Source organism: Chryseobacterium sp., from assembly GCF_022712095.1.
Taxonomy (GTDB): domain Bacteria; phylum Bacteroidota; class Bacteroidia; order Flavobacteriales; family Weeksellaceae; genus Chryseobacterium.
Window position 1 is genome coordinate 1 of sequence record NZ_JALAHD010000108.1, and the last position, 3,667, is coordinate 3,667.

4 protein-coding genes are annotated in these 3,667 nt (G+C 34.1%); 2 read left to right on the forward strand and 2 right to left on the reverse strand.

Translation table 11 applies throughout. The features are described 5' to 3' along the window. Window positions 1-236: hypothetical protein (locus Q0A18_RS05480; protein WP_292009171.1), on the forward strand; the 236-nt coding region annotated here is incomplete at its 5' end. A gap of 102 nt (window positions 237-338) precedes the next feature. Next, window positions 339-785 carry a phosphohydrolase gene (locus tag Q0A18_RS05485; protein WP_292009172.1) on the forward strand — a complete coding sequence of 149 codons (447 nt, stop codon included), beginning with the start codon at window positions 339-341 and terminating at the stop codon, window positions 783-785. Here the strand turns inward: Q0A18_RS05485 and Q0A18_RS05490 are convergent. Further along, a complete protein-coding gene (locus Q0A18_RS05490; RefSeq protein ID WP_292009173.1) occupies window positions 782-1,498 on the reverse strand; it encodes a DUF2490 domain-containing protein in 717 nt (238 codons plus the stop codon). The genes Q0A18_RS05485 and Q0A18_RS05490 overlap by 4 nt on opposite strands. A 52-nt stretch (window positions 1,499-1,550) precedes the next feature. Next, window positions 1,551-3,362: a TonB-dependent receptor gene (locus Q0A18_RS05495; protein WP_292009174.1), complete on the reverse strand. Its 1,812-nt coding sequence runs from the start codon at window positions 3,360-3,362 to the stop codon at window positions 1,551-1,553. Window positions 3,363-3,667: the final 305 nt, after the last annotated feature.

Genomic DNA, 3,667 nt, shown 5'->3' on the forward strand with positions numbered 1-3,667 from the left:
GTATATCATCGATGATGTTTGCTCAAAAGAAAGACAGTTTATCTCTTAAAAAGTCAGATAGTCTAAAGGCAAGAATCCATAAAGATCAAAATATAAAGCAGCATAAGAATATGGAAAAAATGCCTGTTGCAAAACCTAAAGATTCAATTTACTCAGGACTTAAGGCCCCTAAAAAGGATCACCCTGAATATAAAATACTGAATTCCACACCTCCGGAAAAACAAAAGGAAAAATAGAATCGGTACAGTTCCATATACTATTTTTTCAAAAATAAGTAAATTAAAATGTCTTAAAAATCTGGGACATTTTTTATTTTTGCGTTTATTTTCTCTATCGGGATGACAAAAGAAGAATTATTACACAAAGCAATAAAAATTGCCGATAAGGCACATAAAGGCCAGACAGATAAATACCATGCTCCCTATATTGCTCATGTAATGAGGGTAATGGAATATGGTAAAACCACCGACGAAAAAATTGTGGGGGTTTTGCATGATGTTGTAGAAGACCACCCCTCAGAATTCAGTCTTACCTATTTAAGACAGGAAGGCTTCCCTGAATATATTATTTTTGCCATCAGCTGTCTTACAAAATTTGATCCGGATGAGGAATATGATGACTTTATCAAAAGAACCGAACGCTCTCCCCTTGCAGTAGCTGTGAAACTGAATGACCTTCGTGACAATATGGACCTGAGAAGAGTCAACAGAGAACTCACTCCTAAAGATATTAAGAGGTTTAACAAATACCTGAAAGCATATCGCTATCTGATAGAGAAATATTAATCTGCTCCCGGAAAATCGTAGCTCTTGTGGTGGTGATCTGTACCGTCAATATTGATATTCAGTGCCAGATATATAAAATGATAATTTTTGTTGCCGGAAGCTTCAAATTCACGCTGCCATAAATATCCTGTAGCAATTCCGAAGTTTTCATCAATTTGATATCCAAAACCACCATATACCCTGTTTCGGGCAAATGTAGGCTTCATTGGAGTCACAAAAAACACTTCATCATATACATTGGCAAATAAAGTCCCTGGTTCTATTTTTTTAGCATTTAAAGGAACAGAAACATTCAAACGGTAACGGAAACGGTTTCTGGTAGAATGAGTGTCTGTCTTAGGTTCATAAAACCAACTTTGTTCAGCACGGATACGATTTTCAAATTTCACAATTCCTTTTTTAACATCTATAACGTCCTGAAGCCATATTCTGAATTCCTCTTTACCTAACCGCTTATCCTTATAAGTTACATATCTACCTAAGCCTATAAAAGGCTTATGATTTTTAGTAAGATTATAGCCTATTCCTCCTTTAATTTCGTAGTAATCAGGATAAGTGTAGTCTTGGATTTCACGTAGCTGACCTTCCGCATAAAGAAAAAATTTGGGATGAAATTTATAAGTTAGAGTGAGGGAATTAAAACCTGAAATGTGATCTTGAGCATACGAAAAAACAAAACAGAACAGTAAACTGAAACTAAATAAAATTCTCATCAAAAAATTTTTGGCAAAATTACAGTTATTTCACAGAAGGCCAATATTAAGATTAGTTAATATTAATATTGTATGAAAATCCTATATGAAACCACCTCTGAGGCATCATTACGCCAAAAGTTTCCGTATAATTGGTATTTGTAATATTGTTAATAAGAACATATACTGAAAAGTCTTTTTGCTTAAAACTAAGCTTCTCATCTAGTAAGTTATAGCTTCCTAAATTTAATCTGTCATTATACCTGTAAACCAATTCATTAGTGAAATATTTCAAAAATCTTGTTTCCAGCTTGGCGATCAGCTGATGCTTAAGATTATCCAGAACATATCGGGATACGAACTCATTAGACTGCTGGAAAGAATTGTCCAGATAAGTATAGCCTAAAGAATATCTCAGCCACGATAATAATTGATGATTCCATTCGAATTCAATACCTTTTGATTCTATTTTACCTACATTCTGTGCATACCATACAGGATCTTCAAGTGATCGCTTCACCCAATCGATGGAATTATCCGAATTTCTCAGGAATCCACTCACCTTTGCCAACAAATTTTTATTTTGGAACTGATATCCGATCTCAGCTGAAACAGCATCTTCAGGAACGAGATTAATATTTCCCTGTTCTGTCTTACTTGAATAATATAAATCGGTAAAAGTCGGAATTCTATGCACTTTTGCAATATTTCCATATATCTTGTGATTGGAATTGAAATTATATCCGACATCCAATCCCGGATAAAAAAAGTTCCCTTCATTAGAATAATTGGCCCATGAAATCCCGGGAGAAATATTCAGCTTTTTATTTAACAAAGAAAAATGATGCTCAAAGAAGAGCTGCGAAACAAAACGTTCTCTGTCACCTAAATTGTTACTTGCCAAAAACTCTTTTCTCAGCTCCACTCCTACTCCTGTAGTTCCCAATCCCCATGCATAGCTGGAATTTACTTCTCCTCCAACATTATTTCCTATATGCATATTTCTGTAAACCTCCGGCTTATTCCGTATATATTCATACATATCCTGCCCTCTTCTCCAATAGGCATTGGAACTCAACCTGAATTTTCCAAAAGACTGCTGATAAGCTAAACTTATAAGAGAAGCCTGGGTTTCTTCATACTGATCTTTAGCCTGAGGAGATGAATAAAATCCATTAGCTCCAAATTTTTTCTCTGAAAAACCGGCCTGTAAATTTATACTTCCTTCCTTTATTTTTAACTTACTCTGATAAAAAACATTTCTGATCTCATAATCCGTATTATACATATACCCCTGGGAACTGTTTGAATTGGCCTGGAGCGACTGAGAAAAACTGTCATTCCCTATCTGAGCGTGGACTCCCAATCCGTAAGATTCATAATCTCCTCCTTCTGCAGTAATTTTAACTTTTTTTCCGGGATGGATTTTAGTAATAATATTAATGACACCTGCATAGGCATTCTGTCCGAATCTCCTTGCAGCTGGACCTTTAATAATTTCAATTCTTTCAACATCTTCCAGATCAACAGGTACATTCATAGAATTGTGTCCGGTCTGAGAATCATTCATCCGTATTCCGTTCAGCAGCAATAAAACCTGTTCAAAAGAACTCCCGCGGAATCCGATATCACTCTGTACTCCATTGGCTCCTCTCCTTCTGATATCCATTCCTGGAATTTGCTGTAGAATTTCGTCAATACTTTTAGCAGGTGAGTTTATAATTTCTTCTCTGGTAATGACACTTATATTCTGATTTGCGCTTTTATAAGGGGTTGAAATAATTTTTCCCTGAACTTCAATTGTTTCTATATCCCCCGTTTTTTCCTGTGCCTGAATACAGACCAGAGAACCAAGAAAAAATAAACTTCCGATTCTTTTTACCATATATTATATAACTTACTTTAAGGGCTCCAAATGTAATGGAGATATTTAAAACTAGAAAATGATTATTATCATAAATAAAAAAAGATGTAGGGTTGCTACATCTTTTTTTGGGAAGTAATTTCTTTATCTTTTTCTCATTAAATGTGTAACAAGATCTCTGAATAATTTTCTCATTTCTATATTACATATTTATGAATACAATTTTAAACAAAATTAAAATACAAAACAATAGGTGAAACCATAAAAATGTAAAATTTTAGAAACCAGTTAAATAACTTAAAATTATTCATTGTTCAGTCATTTAA